Annotated in this window: 18 protein-coding genes; 6 read left to right on the top strand and 12 right to left on the bottom strand. The window is 67.4% G+C overall.

Going from position 1 to position 24,380, the window contains the following annotated elements; genetic code table 11:
* Nucleotides 1-106 precede the first annotated feature (106 nt).
* Nucleotides 107-3,415, bottom strand: coding sequence for an efflux RND transporter permease subunit (locus F813_RS0105110; protein ID WP_017925816.1), 3,309 nt, complete (start codon nucleotides 3,413-3,415; stop codon nucleotides 107-109).
* Nucleotides 3,408-4,457, bottom strand: coding sequence for an efflux RND transporter periplasmic adaptor subunit (locus tag F813_RS0105105; RefSeq protein ID WP_017925815.1), 1,050 nt, complete (start codon nucleotides 4,455-4,457; stop codon nucleotides 3,408-3,410). Before F813_RS0105105 ends, F813_RS0105110 begins: the two co-directional genes overlap by 8 nt.
* A gap of 212 nt (nucleotides 4,458-4,669) precedes the next feature.
* Here F813_RS0105105 and F813_RS0105100 point away from each other — a divergent pair, with 212 nt between their 5' ends.
* The 3 genes from F813_RS0105100 to F813_RS0105090 are packed head-to-tail and all read left to right on the top strand — an operon-like array spanning nucleotide 4,670 to nucleotide 8,660.
* On the top strand, nucleotides 4,670-5,011 hold the full coding sequence (locus F813_RS0105100; protein WP_017925814.1) for a phenylpyruvate tautomerase MIF-related protein: 342 nt from the start codon (nucleotides 4,670-4,672) through the stop codon (nucleotides 5,009-5,011).
* Between the two features lie 57 nt (nucleotides 5,012-5,068).
* Complete coding sequence (locus F813_RS0105095) at nucleotides 5,069-6,781, top strand: proline--tRNA ligase (protein ID WP_017925813.1); 1,713 nt, start codon at nucleotides 5,069-5,071, stop codon at nucleotides 6,779-6,781.
* Nucleotides 6,782-6,797: 16 nt separating this feature from the next.
* Entirely contained in the window at nucleotides 6,798-8,660 is a 1,863-nt protein-coding gene (locus tag F813_RS0105090; RefSeq protein ID WP_017925812.1) for an SLC13 family permease, read from the top strand.
* Nucleotides 8,661-8,689: 29 nt separating this feature from the next.
* Here the strand turns inward: F813_RS0105090 and dnaQ are convergent, their stop codons facing one another.
* From dnaQ to F813_RS0105075, 3 genes are all read right to left on the bottom strand, one after another.
* Entirely contained in the window at nucleotides 8,690-9,406 is a 717-nt protein-coding gene (gene dnaQ, locus F813_RS0105085; protein WP_017925811.1) for a DNA polymerase III subunit epsilon, read from the bottom strand.
* A gap of 165 nt (nucleotides 9,407-9,571) precedes the next feature.
* Nucleotides 9,572-10,024 carry a ribonuclease HI gene (gene rnhA / locus F813_RS0105080; protein ID WP_017925810.1) on the bottom strand — a complete coding sequence of 151 codons (453 nt, stop codon included), beginning with the start codon at nucleotides 10,022-10,024 and terminating at the stop codon, nucleotides 9,572-9,574.
* Nucleotides 10,017-10,778: a hypothetical protein gene (locus tag F813_RS0105075; RefSeq protein WP_026148150.1), complete on the bottom strand. Its 762-nt coding sequence runs from the start codon at nucleotides 10,776-10,778 to the stop codon at nucleotides 10,017-10,019. The genes rnhA and F813_RS0105075 overlap by 8 nt, the downstream gene beginning before the upstream one ends.
* Here F813_RS0105075 and F813_RS0105070 point away from each other — a divergent pair.
* Nucleotides 10,777-12,363, top strand: coding sequence for a LysM peptidoglycan-binding domain-containing protein (locus F813_RS0105070; RefSeq protein ID WP_017925808.1), 1,587 nt, complete (start codon nucleotides 10,777-10,779; stop codon nucleotides 12,361-12,363). The genes F813_RS0105075 and F813_RS0105070 overlap by 2 nt on opposite strands.
* 46 nt (nucleotides 12,364-12,409) lie before the next feature.
* Here F813_RS0105070 and hflX read toward each other — a convergent pair whose 3' ends face one another.
* The 7 genes from hflX to F813_RS0105035 form a co-directional block, all read right to left on the bottom strand.
* Complete coding sequence (gene hflX / locus F813_RS0105065) at nucleotides 12,410-13,735, bottom strand: ribosome rescue GTPase HflX (protein ID WP_012981910.1); 1,326 nt, start codon at nucleotides 13,733-13,735, stop codon at nucleotides 12,410-12,412.
* Nucleotides 13,736-13,759: 24 nt separating this feature from the next.
* A complete protein-coding gene (gene hfq / locus F813_RS0105060; protein ID WP_012981909.1) occupies nucleotides 13,760-14,014 on the bottom strand; it encodes an RNA chaperone Hfq in 255 nt (84 codons plus the stop codon).
* 94 nt (nucleotides 14,015-14,108) lie between these two features.
* On the bottom strand, nucleotides 14,109-15,053 hold the full coding sequence (gene miaA, locus F813_RS0105055; RefSeq protein WP_017925807.1) for a tRNA (adenosine(37)-N6)-dimethylallyltransferase MiaA: 945 nt from the start codon (nucleotides 15,051-15,053) through the stop codon (nucleotides 14,109-14,111).
* Nucleotides 15,053-16,933 carry a DNA mismatch repair endonuclease MutL gene (gene mutL / locus F813_RS0105050; protein WP_017925806.1) on the bottom strand — a complete coding sequence of 627 codons (1,881 nt, stop codon included), beginning with the start codon at nucleotides 16,931-16,933 and terminating at the stop codon, nucleotides 15,053-15,055. Before mutL ends, miaA begins: the two co-directional genes overlap by 1 nt.
* A gap of 133 nt (nucleotides 16,934-17,066) precedes the next feature.
* Nucleotides 17,067-18,410, bottom strand: coding sequence for an N-acetylmuramoyl-L-alanine amidase (locus F813_RS0105045; RefSeq protein WP_017925805.1), 1,344 nt, complete (start codon nucleotides 18,408-18,410; stop codon nucleotides 17,067-17,069).
* 211 nt (nucleotides 18,411-18,621) lie between these two features.
* Nucleotides 18,622-19,089, bottom strand: a complete 468-nt coding sequence (tsaE, locus tag F813_RS0105040; RefSeq protein ID WP_012981905.1) for a tRNA (adenosine(37)-N6)-threonylcarbamoyltransferase complex ATPase subunit type 1 TsaE — start codon at nucleotides 19,087-19,089, stop codon at nucleotides 18,622-18,624.
* Nucleotides 19,086-20,600, bottom strand: a complete 1,515-nt coding sequence (locus tag F813_RS0105035; protein ID WP_017925804.1) for a bifunctional ADP-dependent NAD(P)H-hydrate dehydratase/NAD(P)H-hydrate epimerase — start codon at nucleotides 20,598-20,600, stop codon at nucleotides 19,086-19,088. The genes tsaE and F813_RS0105035 overlap by 4 nt, the downstream gene beginning before the upstream one ends.
* 19 nt (nucleotides 20,601-20,619) lie before the next feature.
* On the opposite strand from F813_RS0105035, the gene queG reads away from it, so the two are divergent.
* Together queG and F813_RS0105025 are read left to right on the top strand one after the other, a co-directional pair.
* The gene (queG, locus tag F813_RS0105030; RefSeq protein ID WP_017925803.1) at nucleotides 20,620-21,762 is read left to right on the top strand and encodes a tRNA epoxyqueuosine(34) reductase QueG; all 1,143 of its coding nucleotides are present in this window, start codon (nucleotides 20,620-20,622) and stop codon (nucleotides 21,760-21,762) included.
* A gap of 100 nt (nucleotides 21,763-21,862) precedes the next feature.
* Nucleotides 21,863-24,316 (top strand): EAL domain-containing protein, encoded by a 2,454-nt coding sequence (locus F813_RS0105025; RefSeq protein ID WP_012981902.1) that lies wholly within the window; start codon nucleotides 21,863-21,865, stop codon nucleotides 24,314-24,316.
* Nucleotides 24,317-24,380: the final 64 nt, after the last annotated feature.

Here is a 24,380-nt window from a genome sequence, read left to right as displayed (position 1 = left end):
CTCCGGTTAGGTCAAAGCGGCGATTGTAGCGGCTCGCGCGCCGGCAGCGAAAACGCCGGGTCCGGACTCCGGCATTGCGCCCGCGGGCGCAATGCCGGGTTTGGCGTTATGCCGCTTGGGCGCGGATCAGCTCGACCCGGTTGCGCACGTACAGGTAGTACAGCACCGGGATGATCACCAGCGTCAGCAGGGTGGAGACGAACACGCCAAAGATCAGCGAGATCGCCAGGCCCGAGAAGATCGGGTCATCCAGGATGAACCCGGCGCCGACCATCGCCGCCAGTCCGGTCAGGATGATCGGCTTGGCGCGCACGGCCCCGGCATGCACCACCGCCTCGATCACGTCCACGCCGCGGCGGATCTCGTCGTTGATGAAGTCCACCAGCAGGATCGAGTTGCGCACGATGATCCCGGCCAGCGCGATCATCCCGATCATCGAGGTCGCGGTGAACTTGGCGTCCATGAAGAACGCATCCATGAACGCATGTCCCGGCATCACCCCGATCACGGTCAGCGGGATCGGGGCCATGATGATGAGCGGCACCATGTACGAGCGGAACTGCGCAACCACCAGCAGGTAGATCAGGATCAGGCCCACCGAGTAGGCAATACCCATGTCGCGGAAGGTCTCGTAGGTGACCTGCCATTCGCCGTCCCACTTCAGGGAGAAGTTGTACGGGTTGTCCGGCTGGCTGATGAACAGCTGCTCCAACGGCTCGTCATAGGCCATCGGCCGATCGCGCAGGCCAAAGAACATGTCGAACATGCCGTACAGCGGGCTGTCCAGCCCCCCGGCCAGGTCGCCGACCACATAGACGACCGGCAGCAGGTTCTTGTGGTGAATCGAGTGTTCAAGGGTGGAGTCGACCACATTCACCACCTCGGACAGCGGCACCAGCGCACCGTCACGCGAGCGCACCTTGAGCCCCAGCACCGGTTCCAGGCTGCCCTTCTCTGTCTGATCAAACTCGAGCCGCACGGGAACTGCGTACTTCACGTTGGAGCCGTACAGATAAGTGACGTCCTCGCCGGACAGTGCGGTCTCGATCGCCTGCACCACCGCCTGCTGCGACACGCCCAGCCGTGCGGCGCGCTCGCGATCCACCTGCAGGATCTTCTTCGGCCCCGGATATTCCACCGAATCGTCGATGTCGGTGATGCCATCGGTGTTCTCGAACACCTCGCGCACCTTCTTTGCAATCTCGATCTGACCGTTGTAGTCCGGGCCGTAGATCTCGGCGACGATCGGCGACATCACCGGCGGCCCCGGCGGCACCTCGACCACCTTCACCGCCGCGCCATGGCAATCGGCGATCGCGTTGATCCCCTCGCGCACGCCCAGGGCGATCTCGTGGCTCTTGCGCGAACGGTCGGAGGCGTGGGTCAGGTTGACCTGGATATCACCGACATGGCTGCCCTCGCGCAGGTAGTACTGCCGCACCAGACCGTTGAAGTTGATCGGCGCGGCCGTCCCCGCGTAGGTCTGCACGTTGTCGACCTCGGGCACGGTCTTCAGGTAATCCGCCATCTCGGACAGCACCATCGAGGTGCGTTCCAGGCTGGTGCCCTCGGGCATGTCCAGCACCACCTGGAACTCCGACTTGTCGTCGAACGGCAGCATCTTCATGACCACCAGCTGGAAGTAGGCCAGCGACACCGAGCCGAGGATCAGCAGCAGGGTGCCGACCCACAGGGCCAGGCGATTGCCCTTCTTGCGCCCGGAGGTGCCGAGAAACGGCCGTAGCAGGGTGTTGAAGATCTTCATCAGCCCGGCCGAGGCGCTCTCGCCCTCTGCACCGTGGCCACCACCGCCCGTCGGGGCGACGTGCGCGTGCTGTTCGGCCTGCCGGCGCAGGACCTTGTAGGTCAGCCAGGGCGTAACCACGTAGGCCACGGCCAGCGAGATGATCATCCCCATCGAGGCGTTGATGGGGATCGGGCTCATGTACGGCCCCATCAGGCCGGTGACGAAGGCCATCGGCAACAGCGCCGCGATCACGGTGAACGTCGCAAGGATCGTCGGTCCGCCGACCTCGTCCACGGCATAGGGAATCGCCTCGAGCAGCTTCTTGCGGCCCTGGACCATGTGCCGGTGGATGTTCTCCACCACCACGATCGCATCATCCACCAGAATCCCGATGGAGAAGATCAGCGCAAACAGCGACACCCGGTTGAGCGTAAAGCCGTAGGCCCAGGAGGCGAACAGCGTAATCGCCAGGGTAATCACCACGGCCACGCCGACGATGAAGGCCTCGCGCCAGCCGAGTGCGATCCAGACCAGAATGACCACCGAGGCGGTCGCCAGAATGAGCTTCTGGATCAGGGTGTTGGCCTTGTCGTCGGCGGTCGCGCCGTAGTTGCGGGTGATGGTGGTCTCGATGCCGTCCGGGATATAGGTCCCGCGCAACTGCTCCAGCCGCTCGATCAGGGCATCGGCGATATCCGGGGCATTGGTGCCCGGCTGCTTGGCAATCGCGACCGTGACCGCGGGATGACTCTCACCGACGCGCGCGCGATCCCCGGCCGCCGCGCCATGCGCGAAGCGCACATGTTCGGTCGCATAGGCCGGCCCCTGAACAACCTCGGCGACGTCCTCCAGATAGATCGGTCGCCCGTCGTGCATCCCGACCACCAGCCCGGCGAACGCCTCGGGCTCGGTGATGAAGTCGCCGGCCTGGACCAGGATCTCCTGATCGTCCTCGTACAGGCGTCCGGCATCGCGCGAGAAATTGGACGCCTGGAGGCTGTCGCGCAGATCGTCCACCGACAGATTGTAGGCCGCCAGGGTCTCCGGCTTGAAGCGCACGTGGACCACATGATCCGGGCCGCCGACGGTATAGATGTCCCGTGTGCCGGGCACGCGCTTGAGCTCGGACTCCAGCGCATGCGCTACCCGCAGGAGGTCGTGCCCGCCGCGATTCTCGTCCTCGGTCCACAGGGTGACGTTGACGATCGGGACATCATCGATGCCCATCGGCTTGATGATCGGCTCGCCCACCCCCAGCCCCGGCGGCAGCCAGTCCTGATTGGAGAACACCTGGTTGTACAGGCGTACCAGCGCCGCCGTGCGATCCTCGCCGACTTCGAACTGGATCGTGATCTGCGCCATGTTGGGGCGCGACGTGGAATAGATGTCGTCGATGCCCTCGATCTCCGAGAGCACCTGCTCGGCGGGCGTCGCCACCAGCTGCGCCACCTCCTGTGCGCTCGCCCCGGGGAACGGGATGAACACGTCGGCCATCGTCACGTTGATCTGTGGCTCTTCCTCGCGCGGGGTCACGAGGATCGCGAACAGCCCCAGCAGCAGCCCCAGAAGGGCCAGCAGCGGTGTGATCTGGGTCGTCAGGAAGGCCTGGGCGATGCGCCCGGAGATCCCCATGCGGCCGGATGCCGCCTCCGTGCTCGCTTCACTCATCGGCGCCCACCTGCTGGTGTTCCTTCAGGTAGATCGCTGCGTGTACCGGGTCCAGCGCCACGCGCTCGCCCTCGCCCAGGCCACCGAGGATCTCGATGTAGCCGTCGTATGTGCGCCCCACACGGACCTGACGAAAGCGCACGCGGTCCTCGTCATCGATCACGTAGACCGCGGTGACCTCGCTGCGATACACGACGGCCTCGCGCGGCACGGTCAGGCGTTCGACCTCGTTCAGGAAGAACGCGGTTTTCACGAACATGCCGGGAAACAGGCCCAGATCCTCCTGCTCCGGCAGGTTCACGCGGATACGGAAGGTCGAGCTGGCCGGATCGGCATAGGGGAAAATAGTCAGGCTCTCGGCCGCGAGGCGCCGGTCGTCATTCAGCAGCACCTCGGCCTCGCGGCGCTCGCGCACCGCATGGATCAGCCGCTGCGGCACGTCCACCTCCACTCGCAGCCGATCCAGGCTGATACCGGACAGCAGGGGCGAGCCCGGGCTGACCGATTCACCCACCTCGACATGGCGTTCAGTGACAATCCCGGAGTACGGGGCAAACACCTCGGTATAGCCGAGCTGCTCGCGGGCCTCCTCGACCCGCCCCTCGGCGGAGCGCAGACGCGCCCGGGCTGACTGCAGCTCGGCCTCGGCCCGTTCGAACTCCGAGCGCGAGACGACGCCCCGGTCGAAGACATCCTGGATGCGGTTGAACTCCGAGCGGGCCTCGTTGAAGCGGGCGCGCGCCTCGGCCAGATCCCCTTCGGCCTGACTCACCCGCGCCTGCTGCTCGGAGTCGCTGACCCGCAGCAACAATTCATCGGCCTCGACGAAATCATCGACATCGACATAGATCTCGCGGATGCGCCCGGAGGTCTGCGCCGAGATCGTGGAGCGCTGCACGGCCTCGACCCGACCATCCAGAATGCGCTCCTGCGCAAGCGTCTGGCGCTCGGCGGTTGCGGTCTCGAACGGGAACTCGGCCTGGGCGGAGAACGGCAACAGCAACAGACCCCAGAGGGCCGTGGGCATCCACTTCTGTGTCATCGGCTTGTGTTCCTTGCGTACGATCGGGCCTGCCGGCCGACATATATTAGAGTTTTCTAATTTATACGCCGATTGCGCGCCGACGGCAACGCCGCCGCCGGAAATCCCTCGGCGTGAGTATAGCTATTCCGTCCGGAGGCGCAGCGCACACTGCACGGCCCGCCCACTGGCCGTATCATGTGGCGCCACAAGCCAACCCAAGGGGAGCCAAGATGCCGCTGTTGCGAGTCGAGACCAACGCCGCCCTGCCCGACGATGCCGCGGGCCTGTGCCAGCGCCTGTCCACGCAGGTCGCCGACTGGCTGGGCAAGCCCGAGGGCTACGTGATGGTCGCCTGCACGCACAACCCGGCGATGTGCTTCGCGGGCAGTACCGACCCGCTCGCCTACTGCGAGCTGAAGAGTATCGGCCTGCCCGAGGGCCTGACCCGCGAACTGTCGCGTCAGCTCTGCGACGTCCTGCAGGGCGAACTGAATCTGGACCCGGCGCGCGTCTATATCGAATTCGCGGATGCCCCGCGCCATTTCTGGGGCACGAACAGCACCACCTTCTGATTTCCCGGCCCGGCCGGACCCGACCCCTTCACCGCAACCCAACAAGGCACTGCCCCGATGCGCGTCTCGCAATTTCCGCTGAACACCCTGAAGGAAACCCCGGCCGACGCCGAGATCATCTCCCACCAGCTGATGCTGCGCGCCGGTTACGTGCGACGCCTCGCGGCCGGCCTGTACACCTGGCTTCCGCTGGGGCTGCGTGTACTGCGCCGGGTGGAAAACATCGTGCGCGAGGAAATGAACCGTGCCGGCGCCCTGGAGGTGCTGATGCCCGCGGTGCAGCCCGCCGAGCTGTGGCAGGAATCCGGGCGCTGGGACTTCTACGGGGCCGAGCTGCTGCGACTAAAGGATCGCCACGAGCGCGACTTCTGCTTCGGGCCAACGCACGAGGAGGTCATTACCGATCTGGTGCGCCGCGAGATCCGCAGCTATCGCCAGCTACCGGTGAACTACTACCAGATCCAGACCAAGTTCCGGGACGAGCGCCGCCCGCGTTTCGGCATCATGCGCGCCCGCGAATTCCTGATGAAGGACGCCTACTCCTTCCACCTCGACGCCGATTCGCTGAGCCGGACCTACCAGCAGATGCACGATGCCTACTGCCGTATCTTCGAGCGCTGCGGCCTCGATTTCCGCGCGGTGGAGGCCGACACCGGCGCGATCGGCGGCAATGCCTCGCACGAGTTCCACGTCCTCGCCAGTTCCGGCGAAGACGCCATCGCCTTCTCCCCGGGTGGCTATGCGGCCAACGTCGAGCTGGCCATGTGCCCGCAGCCGGCGCAGGCCCCGCCACCCAGCGGTGAAATGGAAAAGATCGCTACCCCCGGGGTGCATACGATCGAGGACCTGGCGAACTTCCTCGACATCCCGACCGCGCAGACCGTCAAGACCCTGGTGGTCGCCGCCTCCGAGGCGGTCGATGCCGACCTGGTCGCCCTCATCCTGCGCGGTGACCATGAACTCAATGCCGTGAAGGCGGAAAAGCATCCGTGGATCGCCGAGCCGCTGCGCATGGCCGAGGCGGCCGAAATCCGGGCGGCCTTCGGTGCCGATCCCGGTTCGCTGGGGCCGGTCGGCAGCCCGATCCCGGTCCTGGCCGACCATTCGGTGCTCGGCATGTCCGACATGGTGGTCGGGGCCAACGAGAACGGCCATCACCTGAAACAGGTGAACTGGGAGCGTGATCTGCCGCGGCCGGAGAGCAGCGACCTGCGCAACATCACCGAGGGCGAACCCGCCCCGGACGGCTCCGGCCCGATCGAGATTCGCCGCGGCATCGAGGTCGGCCACATCTTCCAGCTCGGCGACAAGTACAGCCAGGCACTGGGCGCCCGCGTACTGGACGAGGACGGCCGCGAACAGGTGGTGACCATGGGCTGCTACGGTATCGGCGTCTCGCGCGTGGTGGCCGCCGCGATCGAACAGAACTCCGACGAGCGCGGCATCTGCTGGCCCACCGCCATTGCGCCCTTCGACATCGCCCTGTGCCCGATCGGCGCGAAGAAGTCCCAGCGCGTGCGCGAGGCCGCGGAAAAACTGCACGACGAACTCGAGGCCGCCGGCTTCCAGGTCCTGCTGGACGATCGCGAACAGCGCCCCGGGGTGATGTTCGCCGACATGGAGCTGATCGGCATCCCGCACCGCCTGGTCATCGGCGAGCGCGGTCTGGACGCCGGCGAACTCGAGTACCAGGCGCGCACCGCCAGCGAGGCCGAACACCTGCCGATGGACGGCCTGCTCGACGCCCTGCGCGAACGTCTGCAGGGCTGAACCCGGGGCGACCCAGATGGAGGAGGTCGCCTTTACCCTGGAGATGGGGATCGTGTTCGGCCTGCTGGGGCTGACGATCCTGCTGTTCGTCACCGAGGTCGTCCGGATCGACCTCGCGGCGCTCGGCGTGCTGTTCCTGCTGGGCATGGTGGCACTGATCCCCGGTGTGGCCCCGATCGTCGAGGGCGAAGCGCTGTTCTCGGGCTTCGCCTCCAATGCGGTGATCGCGATCATCGCGGTGATGATCATTGGCACGGGGCTGGACCGTTCCGGCATCATGAACCGCCTGGCGGATCTGATCCTGCGCTTCGGCGGGGGCACCGAACGCCGGGTGATGGCCACGACCTCCGGTGCGGTGGGCATCGTCACCAGCTTCATGCAGAACATCGGCGCGGCCGCACTGTTCATGCCGGTGATCAACCGCATTGGGGCCGCCGCGCGCATCCCGCGCTCGCGCCTGCTGATGCCGATGGGCTTCGCCGCGATCGTCGGCGGCACCCTGACGCTGGTCGCCTCCAGTCCGCTGATCCTGCTCAACGACCTGATGCCCGCACACCTGGACGACTTCGGGCTGTTCGACGTAACCCCGATCGGGCTGGCCCTGCTGGCGACCCTGATTGCCTATTTTGCGATCCTCGGGCACTGGGTCCTGCCGGCGCGCGTACCACGCGACGAGGATCCGGACGAGAGCCGGGTGCAGACCACCTCGGCCTGGTTCCGCGATGTCTACGGCATGGATTTCGGTGTACGCGAGGCGCGCCTGGGTGACGACAGCGCGCTGACCGGGATGCGCGTCGGCGACTTCGAGGCCGCCTTCGGGGTGCATGTGGTCGGGGTGACCACTGGCGACGAGACCCGCATCGAGCCCAACCGCGACATCGAGCTGGAGCGCGGTGCGCATCTGGCCATCCTCGGCCCGGTCACCACCATCGAAAACACCTGTGATCACACCGGCACGATCCTCAAGGACGAACTGGACGTGTTCGCCCGCGCCCTGTCGGCCCGCCACGGCGGGATTGCCGAAGTGATCATTCCACCCGGCTCCGACCTGATCGGACAGACCGTGCGCGACAGGGGCATGCGCCGCACCTACGGCATCTCGGTATTGCGTATCCAGCGCGGAGACGACCTGATCATCGACGAGGTCCCGGACACCCCGCTCAAGGCCGGCGACACCCTGGTGGTGCATACCCCGTGGGAGAACCTGCAGGCGCTGGAGGACGACCGCGACTTCGTCGTCGTCACCAGCCGCTACCCGCGCCGGCGGCGGGAGGAACCCGCGACTCACCGGCCGCTGGCCGCGCTCGGCTCGCTGGCACTGGGTCTGGGACTGGTGCTGTTCACCGACCTGCCACTGGCACTGGCGTTGCTGGGCGGCGCGCTGGGGATGGTCTTCACCGGCGTGATCGCCATGGACGAGGCCTACCGCGGTATCAGCTGGAAGACGGTATTCCTGCTCGCCTCGCTGATCCCGCTGGGCCTCGCGGTGGAAAATTCCGGGGCCGGCGAGTGGATCGCGACCAATGGCATGGCGCAACTGGAGGATATGCCGGTCTGGGTACTGCAGATCGCGGTGTTTCTGCTGACCACCTTCTTCACGCTGGTGATGTCGAACGTGGGCGCCACCGTGCTGCTGGTCCCGCTGGCCGTCAGCTTCGCCAGTGTCGCCCAGGGAGCCGGCATCGACGCCGACCCTCGGGTATTCGCGCTGATCGTCGCCATCGCCGCTTCCAATTCCTTCCTGCTGCCCACCCACCAGGTGAACGCCCTGATCATGGACCCGGGCGGCTATCGCGTGGCCGACTACCTCCGCGCCGGCGCGCTGATGACCCTGCTGTTCATGGTCGTCTCGCTGATGGTGATCAACCTGATCTTCTGATCACGTCCGTCCGCTCCCTTGGGCAACCCTCAGGGCGTCGTCGCGCGCCAGCGGCAGGCCCCGCCCGCGGCCTCGTCCAGCGTGCGCAGCAAGGCCTCGTGCGCGGCCTGTTCGTCGGCATCGGGCTCGATCACCGGCAGGGGCTTGCCGGAGCGCTGCGCGCGTACCGGAGCGCCGGACTCGGCTCCGCCCTCGCCCCCGGCGTCCAGCCCAAGGGCTACCTGTCCACCGGTCATCGCCAGGTAGACGTCCGCCAGCAGCTCGGCATCCAGCAGCGCGCCGTGCAGCGTGCGCCCGGAGGCATCGATCTCGTAGCGCTTGCACAGTGCGTCCAGCGAGTTGCGCGTGCCCGGGTGCATGCGTCGCGCCATGACCAGCGAATCCAGCACGGTGCAGGCCTCTGCGAGCTCCGTCACCGGCGCGGCCGCACCCAGCAGGCGCAGCTCGTGATTGATGAAGCCGACATCAAACGGGGCATTGTGGATGATCAACTCGGCCCCGCGCACAAACTCGATGAACTCGCCAACCACATCGGCAAAACGCGGCTTGTCGGCGAGGAATTCGTTGGTAATCCCGTGGACCTCGATCGCCCCGGCATCGATCTCGCGATCCGGCTGCAGGTACTCGTGCAGCTTGCGCCCGGTCGGGCGCCGGTTGTCCAGCTCCAGGCAGCCGATCTCGATGATGCGGTGCCCCTCGGCCGGCTCCAGGCCGGTGGTCTCGGTATCCAGCACGATCTGTCGCATTTCAGTTCTCCGTCGGCTGTCCGGCCAGAGGAAACGCCGATTTATCGGCGTTTCCTTGCGGCACATGGACGTGTCGCCGGAATCGACCACCGCAGGTGGCTGATTCCGAAGCAAGCTGCAAATCGCATTTGCGACGCAGCGTGCGCTGAGAAAGCCAGGATGGCTTTATTCAGCGCTTCCCAAGAGGGCGTCGATCCCCGCATTGGCCAGCTGATCCGCGCGCTCGTTCTCCGGGTGACCACTGTGCCCGCGCACCCAGTACCATTCGATGTCGTGGCGCGCGGCCTGGGCATCCAGCGCCTCCCAGAGGTCGCGGTTCTTCACTGGGGAGCCGCTGGCGGATTTCCAGTTGCGGCGTTTCCAGCCGGGCAGCCATTCCGTCACGCCCTGCTTCACGTATTTCGAATCCGTGACCAGTTCCACCGTGCAGGGGCGCTTGAGCGTCTCCAGCGCGCGGATCGCGGCCGTCAACTCCATGCGGTTGTTGGTAGTCTCGGCCTCTGCCCCGTACAGCTCCCGCTCGGTGCCCTGGTACCGCAGGATTGCGCCCCAGCCACCAGGGCCCGGATTGCCACGACAGGCGCCGTCGGTATAGATGTACACGCGTTCGTCAGCCATGCGCTCGGCGGGCTCCGGAATGAGAGGAGCGCGAGGATACCAGCCCGGGCCGCAGGCGGGGACCCGGGCTGGCGAAGCGATACTGCGGGGCCGGGCGCAAGGGTAGATCCACCCGTTTGTGGGCAACGGTCAGGATCACGCTGGCCAGCGGGGGCAGCCCCCGGCGAGTCCAGGCGTCCACCGGGGCCAGCCGCTGCTGCCAGGCCTCGGACAGACCGGGAGGCAGCAGACTGAGACTCCACTGCTCCAGCACCTCCAGGTCGGCGGACTCCATGAACTCGCGGTACTGGCGCCGCCGGAGCCCCTCGGGCAGCGGCGAGACGCGTACCCCGCCCTGATCGCCCAGCTGCAGGCGGTTGCCCTCGAGCATGAAGACCATGCCCTCCGGCTCCAGCACCCGGGCGGCCTCGGCGACCACTGCGGCCGGCAGGTCACTGTAGGCACAGGGATGGGCCAGCACGATGCGGCGCGCACAGTCCGATTCCAGCGGCCAGAATTCCGGCTCCATCAACAGGCCCGGCCGCGTGGAGTCCATGCGCACGATCGGGCCGCCCAGGGTATCGGAATCCTCGAGCATCGGGACCGGGGAGAGCTCGATCGCGACCTCCCCGGGGGTGGCTGCTGCGTGCTGTCGAATCCGTTGCAAAAGCCGCTCGCGAACCCGCCGACCCTGCGGCTTCTCGTACCAGTGAGAAAGCCAACGCAGAAAAGGGTCTTGGTGATACTCGGAGTGTGGTTTATCCTTCAGCGCCATGATGATCCGACCCCGCTCCCGACTGCCTCTTGGCATTATCCTGGGCCTGGCGACCCTGCTGGCCTCTGCCTGTAGCCTACACGACTCCGAACGCGCACTGGATACCTCCCAGGTCGACAAGCCTGTGGTGGAGGGGCCGACCCAGGCCGACGTCCAGGCCGCCATGGAGCGCCAGGCCCGCGAGGCCGCCGACCAGGCCGCGGAGACCGACGACCTGTGGGAACGCACCCGCCTGGGGTTCGGCTTTACCGATGACCTGCACCACGAGCGCGTGGAACAATACATCGAGCATTACCGCGCCAACCCGCGCATCATCCAGCTCTCCACCGAGCGCGCCGAGCCGTTTGCGTACTTCATCCTCTCGGAGATCGAACAGCGCGACATGCCGACCGAGCTGCTGTTGCTGCCGATCGTGGAGAGTGGCTTTGCCGCCGAAGCGGCCTCCAGCGGTCGTGCCGCCGGCATCTGGCAGTTCATCCCGGCGACCGGCGACCATTTCGACCTGACGCGCGACCACTGGTACGACGGGCGCCGCGATGTCTACCAGTCCACCCTCGCCGCGCTGGACTACCTGGAGGCCCTGTATCAGCGCTTCGATGACTGGTACCTGGCCCTGGCCGCCTACAACTTCGGCCAGGGCAACGTGACGCGGGCAATGGAGCGCAACGCGGCGCGTGGGGAGCCGACCGACTACTGGAGCCTCGAGCTCTCGGCCGAGGCGACCGCCTACGTGCCCCGTCTCCTGGCCCTGCGCGAGCTGTTTCTGGAGCCCGACGAACACGGGACACAGATTACCCCGATCGCCAATGAACCGGCGCTGGAGCGGATCGAGCCCGGTCGCCAGGCCGATCTCGCCTTGATCGCCGAGATGATCGGGCTCGAGGCGGATGACCTGAAGCGCCTGAATCCGGGCTATCAGCGCCACGCCACCCATCCGTCGCATGCCCAGCACCTGTTCATCCCGCACGATGCGGCCGAGACCCTGGAAGTCGCGCTGGCCGAACACGGCGACGATCCGCTGATCCGCTTCCGCGAATACACCGTGGCCCGGGGTGACAACCTCGGCTCCATCGCCCAGCGGGCCGGCACCCGCGTGGCCGTACTGCGCGAAATGAACGGTCTCAATGGCGACAACATCCGCGCCGGACAGACACTGAAACTGCCGGTGACCGGACAGGAAGACGCCGAGATCCAGGTCGCGGCCGCGGCCGAGTCGGGCGAACTCGACACCTACGAGATCCAGGAAGGCGACAGCCTGTGGACGATCAGCGAGCGTACGGGCATGACCATCAGCGAGCTGCGCGCGGCGAACGAACTGGAGCGCGATGCCATCCTGCGTCCGGGCGATACGTTGCAGGTCACCCAGGCGGGTTCAGGAAGTTCTTCGGATAACGGCCGCAGCGTCGCCTACGAGGTGCAGCCCGGGGATTCCCTGTCCAGCATCGCCCGCCAATTCCAGGTCTCGGTCAGTGACCTGCGCCGCTGGAACTCGCTCAATGGCGACGGCATCCGTGCGGGGGAAACCCTGACGCTCTACGTGGCCGAGGCCGACGAAGAGGCCATTGCGCGGGCCCGCGACGCCTGACTCGCCGGCGCGCGCGGCCCCTGATGCCGCGAGCCCGCCCGGGTACCTACTGCCCCACCGCGGTCGATGAGGGCTCGTCGAACACGATCTCGATCTGCTCCGGATTCAGGCCGGCATCACTCACCAGTTGCTGGAAGCGCCGTTGCGGCAGGCTCAGGCGCAACTGGATCTGACCGTCAGCGGTGGTCTGCTCCGCCTCCACGGCCTTCTCCTCGTAGAGCTGGGCGCGCAACCGGCCGGCACTGGCCGGCAGTTCCACCCAGCCCCGCATCATCGACTCGGTAAAGGTCTCGGCCAGGTGCTCTTCCAGCGTAGCGATACCCTCGCCCGTATACGCGGACACCCAGAAGACATCATCGCCGGAACCGAAGCGGGCCTCGGCGGCATCCGGGGTCGACTCCAGCCGGTCAATTTTGTTGTAGACCCGCCAGCACGGGACATCCTGCGCACCGATCTCCTCCAGCACCGCCTCGACCTGGCGGATGCGCGCCTCGCGCTCGGGGTCGGCGGCGTCGATCACGTGCAGCAGCAGCGCGGCCTCGCGGGTCTCGGTCAGGGTCGCTTTAAAGGCCGCCACCAGTTCGTGCGGCAGGTCGCGCACGAAGCCGACGGTGTCCGCCAGGATCAACGACTGGTGCGGGGCCAGGTCCAGCCGCCGCAGGGTCGGGTCCAGGGTCGCGAACAGCTGATCCGCCTCGTACACGTCGGAGTGGGTCAGGCGGTTGAACAGCGTGGACTTGCCGGCGTTGGTATAGCCCACCAGGGACACGGTCGGGATCTCGTTGCGCAGGCGCGCCTGACGGCCCTGCTCGCGGGTGCGCTCGACCTTCTCCAGGCGCCGTTCGATGTGCTTGATACGCGCGGCCAGCAAGCGGCGGTCGGTTTCGAGCTGGGTTTCCCCCGGCCCGCGCAGGCCAATGCCGCCCTTCTGCCGTTCCAGGTGAGTCCAGCCACGCACCAGTCGCGTGGCCATGTGACGCAACTGGGCCAGCTCGACCTGCAGCTTGCCCTCGTGTGAACGCGCACGCTGGGCGAAGATGTCGAGGATCAGCCCCGCACGGTCCAGCACCCGGCACTGCAGGTGACGTTCGAGGTTGCGTTCCTGGCTGGGCGAGAGGGCATGGTTGAAAATCACCACATCGGCGCCATGGGCCTCGACCGCGGCACGAATCTCGTCGGCCTTGCCGGCCCCTACGAACAGGCGGGGGTGCGGGCGGTCACGGGAACCCCGCACGAGTTCCAACACATCCGCGCCGGCGGAGCGGACCAGCTCGTCGAATTCCTGGACCTGGGCCTCGATGTCGGGGTTTTCGCCGATGGCCAGCGCCACCAGCACGGCGCGATCGCCGGCGCTATCGGGACGCTCAAACAAAAAAGACGAACCTCCCGCGCATGCTCAAGCCTCCGCCTCGGCGGTGGCGGCCTCTTCGCCCTCGGTATTCATGCGCACCTGGCGGGACGGGACAATGGTCGAGATCGCATGCTTGTACACCATCTGCGAAACGGTGCTTCGCAGCAGCACCACGAACTGATCGAAGGACTCGATCTGCCCCTGCAGCTTGATGCCGTTGACCAGATAGATCGAGACCGGCACTCGGTCCCGACGCAGCGCGTTCAGGAAGGGTTCCTGCAGCATTTGCCCTTTGGCCATCAGTGCGTTCCTTGGTTGTTATTCTTCAGCTCGCCACACGCCAAAAGCTCCTCCACCAAGCCCTGGCGGCGCCCTCTCAGAGAGTAGCACATCGCTACTGGAAGTCTGCGCGGCGAATCACGTTCAACACTTCCGACCGATCGACCGTGGACGCGTTCAATCGCGCATGCAGGGGGAATCGCCGCAGGCCGGTCAGCTGGCGCTTGGCCAGTTGCCGGGTGGCCGCGATCGCCCGCTCGCGGAACTGCGCGAAGTCGAGCTCTCCCGCCAGCCACTGCCAGCCCTGACGGTAGCCCACCGCACGCTGGGAAGGATGCTCCGCCGTCAGCTCGGGACGCTGCTTCAGGGCCATCAATTCGTCGACAAACCCGGCGTCCAGCATCGCGTCGAAGCGACGGGCGATCCGTTCGCGCAGGACGCCGCGATCCTCCGGCCACAGGGCCAGCGAGACCCAGCCCGCCGGCACGCGGGCCGCCGCGCCCTGCTGGAAGCTGGACAACGGCCGCCCCGTCGCCTCGAACACCTCCAGTGCCCGCAGGATGCGCTGCGGGTCGTTCGGGTGGATACGCGCCGCGGCCTCGGGATCCACCCCGGCGAGTTCGCGATGCAGGGCCTGCCCGCCCTCCACTTCCAGGCGCGCGCGCACTTGTTCACGCACTACATTCGGTACCTCGGGGATCTCGTCGAAACCATCCAGCAGGGCACGCAGGTACAGCAGGGTACCGCCCACCATCAAAGCCGTCCGGCCACGGGCGTGGATCCCGGCGATTGCCTCCCGGGCGTCGCGCGCGAAGTCGGCGGCACTGTAGGTGTCCTCCGGGTCGCGGATATCCAGCAGGTGGTGCGGCGCGCGGGTGCGTTCCTCCGCGGTGGGCTTCGCGGTGCCGATATCCATGCCGCGATAGACCAGCGCGGAGTCGACGCTGACGATCTCGCCCTCCAGCGCCTCGGCGAGCGCCAGCGACAGCGCGGTCTTGCCCGAGGCCGTCGGTCCGGCCAGGATCACCACCGGCGGGCGGCCGGGTCCGAATGTGCCCATCAACGCCCTCGAAGAAACAAGCGATCCAGCGCGTGGTGATCGAGCTCCACCCAGGTCGGGCGGCCGTGGTTGCACTGGCCGGAGCGTTCGGTCGCCTCCATGTCGCGCAGCAGCTGGTTCATCTCCGGGAGCGTCAGACGGCGCCCGGCGCGCACCGAGCCATGGCAGGCCATGGTGCCGAGCACGGCATTCATCTCGCCCTCGGCGCGGTGGCTGTAGCCGATGGCCGCGAGATCCGCGAGCACATCGCGCACCAGCTGCGCGGTATCACGCCCGCGCAGCAGCGCCGGGGCTGCCCGCAAGGTCAGCGTCTCGGGGCCCGCACGATCCAGCTCGAACCCCAGGGCACCCAGTACACCGGCATGTTCCTCGGCCAATGCGGCCTCGGTGGGCGTCACATCCAGTGGCTCCGGCACCAGCAAGGGCTGCGAGGTAATGCCCTGCGAGCCCCATTCGCGCTTGAGCCGCTCGTAGGTAATACGCTCGTGGGCCGCATGCATGTCGACCACGATCAGGCCGCGCGCGTTCTCGGCGAGGATAAAGGTCTCCGCGACCTGCCCCAGCGCGAAACCCAGCGGTGGCATACCTTCCGCATCATCGCTTTCACTCGCACCGCCCGCCGCCTCGAACGACCGGGGTGCGGGCTCGGCGACCGCGGCTGGCCCGCGGAATTCGGCCCAGGCCGCCGCATAATCCGATGATGTGCCAGAGGCATACTCGCGGCGATCACCCGCCCCGGCTGCAGGCGACCGGGCTTCGGCCCGGTACTCGGGCGCCCCCAGCCCGCTCAGGGCGCGCTCGCGCGGGAACGCCGGAATCGCCCGCTCCTGCGGCGCCGGAGCGGACCCGGTATCGGCTGGCAAATACCCGGGCATCCCGCCGTCCCCGGGACGCACATCGGCCAGCGCCTTGTGCAGGGCATGAAAGATGAAGTCGTGCACCATCCGCGACTCGCGGAAGCGCACCTCCTGCTTGGTGGGATGGGCGTTCACGTCCACCTGCACCGGGTCCAGTTCGAGCTCCAGCACGAACATCGGGTGACGCCCGTGGTAGAGCACATCCTGATAGGCCTTGCGCACGGCCGCCGCCAGCACGCGGTCGCGAATCGCGCGGCCATTGACGAAGAAAAACTGCTGGTCGGGCTGTGCCCGCGACTGGGTCGGCGCGCCCAGCCAGCCCGAGAGTTTGAGGCCGGCACGCTGCTCGCCCACCGGCGTCGCCGCGCCCATAAAGGCCTCGCCCAGCAGGGCACGCACGCGCTGGGCGGGGTCCGCTGCGGCGGGCAGGTCCAGCACCACACGATCGTTGTGGCGCAGGGTGAAGGCGACCTCCGGGCAGGCTGCCGCCTGGGTGCGGATGACGGTCTCGCAGTGATTGAACTCGGTACGCTCGGTGCGCACGAACTTGCGCCGCGCGGGGACATTGAAGAACAGGTCCCGCACCTCGACCGTCGTGCCCACCGGGTGCGCAGCCGGCGCCGCCTCGCGAAAGACATCCGAGCCATCACCGGTCAGGCGCCAGCCATTGCGCTCACCCTCCACCGCCGAGGTCATGGACAGGCGGGAGACGGACGCAATCGACGGCAGCGCCTCGCCGCGAAAGCCGAGGGTGTGCAAGGCCTCCAGGTCCTCCATCGAGCGGATCTTGCTGGTCGCATGGCGTGACAGTGCCAGCGGGAGCTCGTCGCGATGGATGCCGCAGCCATTGTCACTGATCTGGATCAGGCGGATGCCGCCCTGCTCCAGTCGTACCTCGATACGGGTCGACCCCGCGTCCAGGGCATTCTCCACCAGCTCCTTGACCACCGATGCCGGGCGCTCGACCACCTCGCCCGCCGCGATCTGGTTGATCAGTTGCTCGGAGAGTTTCTCGATGGACACGCGCAAATCCGTGGGCCGGGACAGGGGCCCACAAGCCTAGGGAAACACGGACCGATTTGCACGTTCGCGGGGCCTGCCGGCCTCGCCAGTGGCGGGCCGGGGCCTGAAACCGTGACCGCCTGCCAGGATGGGTTCAGGAATCGCGCGGGATGCGCAGGACCTGGCCGGCGTAGATGCGATCGTCACTGACGTTATTCGCCGAACGCAGGTCGGCCAGCGACAGGCTATAGCGGTCGGCAATCCCCGACAGGGTCTCGCCGGGGCGAATGATGTGCTGGTCCGGCTGGCCATCGGCGATCAGCGTGCCCGGGCGGGCATGCGTCGAAAAATAGGACCTCAGCCCGGTCAGCAGCGCATCCGCCAGCGAGTTCTGGAAGTCGCTGCTGCGCAGCTTGCGTTCCTCGGACGGGTTGGAGATGAACGCGGCCTCGACCAGGATGGACGGGACATCGGGCGAGCGCAGCACCGCGAAGTTGGCCCGCTCGACCTCCGGCTTGCGCACCTTGCCCACCCGGTGCAGCTCGGAAATCATGCGCTCGGCCAGGGTGTTGCTCGCCTCGAGACTGCCGCTCTGAGCCAGATCCAGCAGCACGTTGGTCAGGGAGTCATCCTTGCCGTTGATCGGCACACCGCCCAGCCGCAGGTCGGCCTGGTTCTCGCGCTGCGCCAGGAAGCGGGCGGCCTCGCTGGAGGCCCCGCGTTCGGAGAGCATATATACCGAGGAACCCTGCACGTTGCGATTGGCGATCGCGTCGGCGTGAATCGACACAAACACGTCGGCGTCCGCCTCGCGCGCACGCTCGATACGCTCGCGCAGGGGCAGGAAGTAATCGCCGGTACGAATCATCACCGCCTTCATGCCGCGCTCGTTGTCGACACGCTCGGCCAGCCGCTTGGATATTTGCAGGACCACGTCCTTCTCGCGGGTCCCGGCGGGGCCGATCGCGCCCGGGTCATGCCCGCCATGACCGGCGTCGATGGCAACCACCACATCACGCAGATCCTCCTGCGAGCGGCCACGGCGAGGTTCGCCGTTGTCGCGGGATTCCTCCCGGGCCGACTGCGTGGGGGCACCCTCACGGCTGGTCAGATCGAGCACCAGACGATGCGGCGAATCCTGGGCCGGCATCAGCTTGAAGCTGCGCGGCTCGATCGGCTTGCGCAGGTCGAACACCACGCGCAGATCGCCGCCGTCGCGCGGGGCGTGGCGGATCGACTCGACGACCGAACGCGGGTTGGAACTGAGCTTCAGCTCGTCCACCGCGCGGGCGTTCTTGATATCCACCACCAGACGATCGGGCGACTCGAGCTTGAACATCGAGTATTCGACATCGCCGTCCATGTCGAAGACCAAGCGCGTGGTGTCGCCATCCACGGACATGCGCACCCGCTCGACACCCGTGCGCGCGAGCGCGGGCAGCGGCAGCCCGACCAGCCCCAGGGCAGTCAGGGCGCGCAGCACCTGGCGGCGGCGCATATCCGGAATCGAGCTTTGGCCCACGGCGAATCCCTTTTAATTCAGGGGGTCTGCCTACATTGTGGACGCTTTTTCTGGAAAAGCAATAGCAAAATTCGTTCTTTATGAGCGAGATATCGCGGTTTTTGCGTGTGACATTGCAACTCATCCTTCGCGCACCACGAACCGGAACCCCACTCGATATTGGGATTTTTATCGGTTTTTCATTGAGTTAATAAACCCGAAAGGCTTTATCAACGAGCGCCCGGTAATCGGCAGCGGCCGGCCCGGACACATACAGCATGCGCCCGTCCGGTTCGTGCGCTTCCAGCCGCACCCGCAGATCCGGCTCCGGCAGCCAGCCGGCCCCGCGCTCCGGCCACTCCACCAGCCAGAGCGCCTGCTCACCAAAGGCCTCGCGCACCCCCAGGTACTCCAGCTCCTCCGGATCCGCCAGGCGATACAGGTCGAAGTGCAATACGCCGCGCCCCTGGAGTTCGTAGGGCTCCACCAGCGTGTAGGTGGGGCTGCGCACGTTGCCCGCATGCCCCAGCGCCTGCAGGAGGCCACGCGCCCAAGTGGTCTTGCCCGCCCCGAGATCCCCTTCCAGGTAGACGATCCGCAGGCCTTCCATCCCAGCCAGCACCGCGCCGGCCCGTTCCGTGGCCGCGGCGTCCGGCAGCCGGATCCCGGCGTTCACGTCCCCGCCTCCCCGGCGGCGGCGGGCAGCGCATCCGCCAGTTCGCCCGCCAGCAGCCCGCGCCAGCTGCCCAGCCGCGCGCGCAGAACCTGGCCCGCGGCACAATGCCAGGCCGCCCCGATCTCGGCCGCGGCACGCGCCTCCAATCCCTGAGCGCGCAGCGCGACGATAATCCCCGTGAGCACGTCTCCGCTCCCGGGGATCGCCATGCCGGCATGGCCTCCGGTCACACAGGTCAGTGGTTCGCCACCACCATCGGCGACCAGCGTCCCACCCCCCTTGAGCAGCGACACTCCGCCGAAGCGCTGCGCCAGCTCAAGCACCGCCGCCGGTCGATCCGACTCGACCTCCGTCGTCGGGCGATTCAGCAGGCGACCGGCCTCGCCCGGATGCGGCGTCAGGACCCAGGAATCCATCTGCCGAGGTGTCGCGGCCAGCAGATTGAGGGCATCGGCATCCACCACCAAGGGCACCCCGGCGTCGGCGACCGCATGCCACAGGCGGCGACCCCACTCCCCGGTACCCAGCCCCGGCCCTGCCGCGATCACATCCACCTGGCGGGCCAGGCGCAACAGATCCGAGGGCTCGGGGACCGCCCTCACCATGATCTCGGGCCGATCGGCATTGGCCCAGGCCGCATGATCCTCATGCGTGGCCAGTGTGACCCGCCCGGCCCCGGCCCGCAGGGCCGCCAGTGCCGTCAGACGGGCCGCCCCGGAGAACCCAGGCGCGCCCCCGACCACCAGCACATGCCCGGCGTCGCCCTTGTGCGCCCCCGGCCGACGGGCCGGCAGGCGATTTCGCCAACCCTCGGGGCCCAGATGCCGGGCCCGCGGCATCACACCCCGGGCAATCGGCTCGGGCAGATCCAGTCGCGCCACCTCCACGGTACCCGCGCAATCCACGCCCGCACCGGTGTGCAGGCCCAGCTTGTCGGCAATCATGGTCACGGTAAGCCGGGCGCGCACCGCGGGACCCGGCGCTGCCCCGGTATCCGCGTTGACCCCCGAGGGGATGTCCGCGGCCAGCACGGGCCGCCCGGAGGCATTCAGGCGCTCGACCACCTCGCCGTAGGCATCGTGCAAAGGCCGCTCCAGCCCGATACCGAACAGACAGTCGACCCACAGCTCGGCGTCCAGCGGGTCGAAGGCCTCGAGCGGCGCCATCGCACCCCCCTGTTCGGTCCAGCGCCGATGCGCCTTGCGGCCGTCCGACTCCGCGCGAGCGCGCGACGGGCCACCGTGGAGCCGCACATCCAGGCCGGCCTGCGCCGCCAGGCGCGCCAGCACATAACCGTCGCCCCCGTTGTTGCCGGGGCCGCAGAGGATGCCGAGCCGCCGCACATCGGGCCAGTGAGCTCTGACGGCCGCCAGCAGAGCGGCACCGGCCCGCTCCATCAATTCTCCGGGCGCGATCTCCGGCAGGGTCATGCCGGCTGCATCCAGGGCCCGCATGCCCTCGCTGTCGTAGAGCGCGCTGGTCAGGGGGATCCCCCCGGGTCCATCATTCACGTTTCTTGCCTCGATCGTAATGATTGCCGAAATCGTGCCTGAGCCCCTCGATCCACGCCAATGTGCCACGCTGGCCGAACAGATTCGGGCCTGGGGCCGCGAGCTGGGCTTCCAGGCCCTGCGCATTGCGCCCGCCACGGTCCCGGAGGCAGATCGCCAGCACCTGGATCGCTGGCTCGAGAAGGGCTCGCACGGCGAGATGGGCTGGATGGCCGAACACGCCGCACTGCGCCACGACCCCGCTCAGCTGATGGCGGGTGTACAGCGCGTAATCAGCGTGCGCATGGACTATTTCCCGCCGCGCACCCGGCGCCCCGCGATCCAGCTGGCCGAACGGGACCGCGCCTACGTCTCCCGTTACGCCCTCGGGCGGGACTACCACAAGCTGATCCGCAAGCGCCTGACCGAGCTCGGTCGGCGCATCGAATCCGAGGCAGGACCACACGGCTATCGCGCGTTTACCGACAGCGCCCCCATCCTGGAAAAGGCCCTGGCCGCGCGCGCCGGGCTCGGCTGGATCGGCAAGAACACCAATCTGCTCGCCCGCGAGAGCGGCTCCTGGTTTTTTCTCGGCGAGCTGTTCACGGACCTGCCGCTCCCGGTGGACGACCCGGTCGGCGAACACTGCGGGGCGTGTACCGCCTGCCTCGACATCTGCCCGACGCAGGCCTTTCGCGGGCCCTACGACCTGGACGCCCGGCGCTGCATCTCCTACCTGACCATCGAACTGAAGGGGTCGATCCCCGAAGATCTGCGCCCCTTGATCGGCAACCGCATCTACGGTTGCGACGACTGCCAGCTGGTCTGCCCGTGGAATCGCTTTGCCGAAGTCTCCGCGGAACCCGACTTCGTCGCCCGCCACGGGCTGGATGCCGCCAGCCTGGTGGAGCTGTTCGGCTGGGACGAGACCATCTTCCTGCACCGTACCAAGGGCATGGCCATCCGCCGCATCGGTCACGAGCAGTGGTTGCGCAACCTGGCGGTCGCCCTGGGCAATGGCCCGCCCTCCGCGGAGGCCGAGGCGGCCCTTCGCGCCCGCGCCGACCACCCCTCCCCCCTGGTACGCGAACACGTCGGCTGGGCACTCGAACGGTTGCGCAGCCCCTCGCCATCGCCGGCCGTGGATCACCTCTCCCGCCTCACCCAGGCGCCCGGACAATAACCAGCGACCAACGCTTGCCAGCACCCGCGCGACAGGTGACACTCGGGAGCGGATCCATGTTGCGACCCCCGCACCCTACGAAAGGATTCATCCTGTCGCCATGCCCGATCACCCGGACAGCACCCGCTTTCAGCGCCTGTTTGAACAGGCACCGGAGGCGCAGCTGGTGCTCAATCGAGCGGGCCATGTCGTCGCGGCAAACCAGGCCGCATCACGCCTGCTCGGCTACGCCCAGGACGAACTGACCGGCGGCATCCACATCACCACGATCGACCTCGAGGCCACGCAAGCCGACGTCGACCGTGCGCACGGCCAGCCCGACGAGCGCCTGCCGGCCCGCTTTGAAACGCGCTACCGCCGCCGCGACGGGGCGGAATTCCCGGCCGAGATCAATATCAACGCGATTCACACCGGGGAGGATATCGAGGTCCTGGCCACGGTCCGCGACATCACCCGGCAACAGCAGTCCGAGCAGGCCCTGCACGAACTGGAAACCCAGCTCTCGGCCACGATCCGTCACGCGCCGCTGCTCCTGTTCGGGCTGGGGCCCGATGGCGTTTTCACCCTGTCCGAGGGGGCTGCCCTGCACAGCCTGGGACTGCAACCCGGCGAGGTCGTCGGACAGGACGCACGCCTGTTGTACGCCGACCATCCGGCCATCCTGTCCGCGATCGACCGCGCGCTCGAGGGAGAACAATTCCAAAGCGAGGTCAAGGTCGGCGACAGCCACTTCGCCATCTCCTGGATGCCGATGGAGGTCGCCCAGTCATTTCAGCCAGGCGTGCTCGGTGTCGCCTGGGACATCACATCGCTGCGCGCGGCCGAGGCCAGCACCGCCTCGGAACGCGACCGGCTCCTGACCACGCTGCACTCCATCAGCGACGGCGTGCTGACCGCGGACACCACCGGGCGCCTGACCTATCTCAACCCGTCGGCGCGCGACCTGCTGGGCGTGGACGCCACGGCGGTCCAGGGCCAGCGCCTCGACGAGTTGCTGGAGCTCGAGGACACGCATACCGGCCACCGGGTTATGAATCCGGTCACGCAGTGCCTGGAAACGGGCATGACGCTGGAGTCGCCGGAGCGCGTGCTGCGCCGTCCGGACGGGGCCGCACGCGTGGTCCGTCTGCTGGTCTCGCCTCTGCGGCGACCGGACCACCACAGCGAGGGGGTCGTGGTCGTGCTGCACGACCACACCGAGCTGTGGCGCATGACCCAGCAACTGAACCACCAGGCTACCCACGACGAGCTCACCGGCCTGTGCAACCGCCGCGAGTTCGAACGCCGCCTGGACGAGGCCCTGCGCACCCTGGAGGAGGGCGACACACCCCACGCGCTGTTCTACATGGACCTGGACCAGTTCAAGATCATCAACGACACCTGCGGCCACCAGGCCGGGGACGCGCTGCTGCGCGAACTGGCCGATCTGCTGCCCGCCCATATCCGCGACAGCGACACCCTTGCGCGGCTCGGCGGCGACGAATTCGGGCTGCTGCTGAGGCACTGTCCAGTGGAACGCGCGGAGGCGATTGGCAACAAGCTGCTGGCCACGGCCCAGGGCCTGCGCTTCTCCTGGGAGGGCCGCCGCTTCGATGTCGGCATGAGCATCGGCCTGGTCCCGATCGAGGGCCCCGGCCAGAATCTTCCGGAGGTCCTCAGCCAGGCGGATTCCGCCTGCTACGTGGCCAAGGATCTCGGGCGCAACCGCCTCTATACCTGGAAGCCCTCCGACCAGATCCTGCGCCGGCGCCATGGCGAGATGGAATGGGTCGGCCGTCTGCGTGCGGCGCTGGAGGAGGCCCGGTTTGTCGCCTATGCCCAGCCAGTCAAGCCCCTGAACGGCGCCGATCTGCCACTGGACCATGTCGAGATCCTGCTGCGTCTGCACGGGGAAGACGGAACCCTGATCACCCCGGGTGCCTTCATCCCGGCCGCCGAGCGCTACCACCTGATGCCCGAGATCGATCGCCATGTGGTCGAACTCGTGTTTCGCCAGCTGGCCGATCACCGGGACCGGAACCCGCATCATGCCCCAGTCGTGGTGTCGATCAACCTGTCCGGACAATCGCTGGCGCAGGACGGGATGCTCGAGTTCATCACCAGCCGCATGAGCCAGTTCCGCATTCAGGCGCAGCAGATCATCTTCGAGGTTACCGAGACCGCCGCGATCAGCCATCACGACCGCGCGCAGGGGCTGATCCGGGCGCTGCGCTACATGGGTTGCCGCTTCTCCCTGGACGACTTCGGCAGCGGGCTGTCCTCGTTCGGCTACTTGAAGAACCTGCCGGTCGACTTCCTCAAGGTGGACGGCAGCTTCGTGCGCGACATCGCAACCAACGCCGTCGACGCGGCGATGGTCACCGCAATCCACCGCGTCGGCCATGTGCTCGGGCTGCGCACCATCGCCGAGTGCGTGGAATCCGAGGAGACGATGCACCACCTGCGCGAGATCGGACTCGACTTTGTCCAGGGCTACCACCTGGCAAAGCCGATCCCTTTGACCGATCACCTCGCAGCGCTTGCCAGCCAGGGAAACACCGATAACCAGGCTTGAACCCCCGCCTGCTGCCTCAACCCTTTAGATAGCCAACGCTTTCGCCTTGCCTGTTGCAAGCTGT

Source organism: Thioalkalivibrio sp. HL-Eb18 (assembly GCF_000364985.1).
In the GTDB taxonomy this organism is placed as follows: Bacteria; Pseudomonadota; Gammaproteobacteria; order Ectothiorhodospirales; family Ectothiorhodospiraceae; genus Thioalkalivibrio.
This window is presented reverse-complemented; position numbering and strand designations above follow the sequence as displayed.